A 1,177-nucleotide genomic window follows, 5' to 3' on the forward strand; every position below is an offset into this window, starting at 1 on the left:
TCAGAGCTGGGGGTGGCCGCAGAGACCAGCGAGAAGCGACTGTTTACTAAAAACACAGGTCCGTGCGAAGCCGTAAGGCGATGTATACGGACTGACGCCTGCCCGGTGCTGGAACGTTAAGGGGACCGGTTAGCTTGGATTCGTCCAGGCGAAGCTGAGAACTTAAGCGCCAGTAAACGGCGGTGGTAACTATAACCATCCTAAGGTAGCGAAATTCCTTGTCGGGTAAGTTCCGACCTGCACGAATGGCGTAACGACTTCTCGACTGTCTCAACCATAGGCCCGGTGAAATTGCATTACGAGTAAAGATGCTCGTTTCGCGCAGCAGGACGGAAAGACCCCGGGACCTTTACTATAGCTTGATATTGGTGTTCGGTTCGGCTTGTGTAGGATAGGTGGGAGACTTTGAAGCAGCAACGCCAGTTGTTGTGGAGTCGTCGTTGAAATACCACTCTGGTCGTGCTGGATGTCTAACCTGGGTCCGTGATCCGGATCAGGGACAGTGTCTGGTGGGTAGTTTAACTGGGGCGGTTGCCTCCTAAAGAGTAACGGAGGCGCCCAAAGGTTCCCTCAGCCTGGTTGGCAATCAGGTGTTGAGTGTAAGTGCACAAGGGAGCTTGACTGTGAGACTGACGGGTCGAGCAGGGACGAAAGTCGGGACTAGTGATCCGGCGGTGGCTTGTGGAAGCGCCGTCGCTCAACGGATAAAAGGTACCCCGGGGATAACAGGCTGATCTTCCCCAAGAGTCCATATCGACGGGATGGTTTGGCACCTCGATGTCGGCTCGTCGCATCCTGGGGCTGGAGTAGGTCCCAAGGGTTGGGCTGTTCGCCCATTAAAGCGGTACGCGAGCTGGGTTTAGAACGTCGTGAGACAGTTCGGTCCCTATCCGCTGTGCGCGTAGGAGTGTTGAGAAGGGCTGTCCCTAGTACGAGAGGACCGGGACGGACGAACCTCTGGTGTGCCAGTTGTCCTGCCAAGGGCATGGCTGGTTGGCTACGTTCGGGAGGGATAACCGCTGAAAGCATCTAAGCGGGAAGCCTGCTTCGAGATGAGCACTCCCACCTCCTTGAGAGGGTAAGGCTCCCAGTAGACGACTGGGTTGATAGGCCGGATATGGAAGCCCTGTGAGGGGTGGAGTTGACCGGTACTAATAGGCCGAGGGCTTGTCCTCAG

General features: G+C 56.2%; 1 rRNA gene (running past one end of the window). It reads left to right on the top strand.

Annotation, left to right across the window (positions count from 1 at the left end):
- Positions 1–1,175: ribosomal RNA gene (locus ACFWIC_RS40925) — 23S ribosomal RNA — on the top strand; its annotated part reaches 1,496 nt to the left of the window's first position; the annotation flags it as partial.
- Positions 1,176–1,177 lie beyond the last annotated feature (2 nt).

Source organism: Kitasatospora sp. NPDC127035 (genome assembly GCF_042726075.1).
Taxonomy (GTDB): Bacteria; Actinomycetota; Actinomycetes; order Streptomycetales; family Streptomycetaceae; genus Kitasatospora.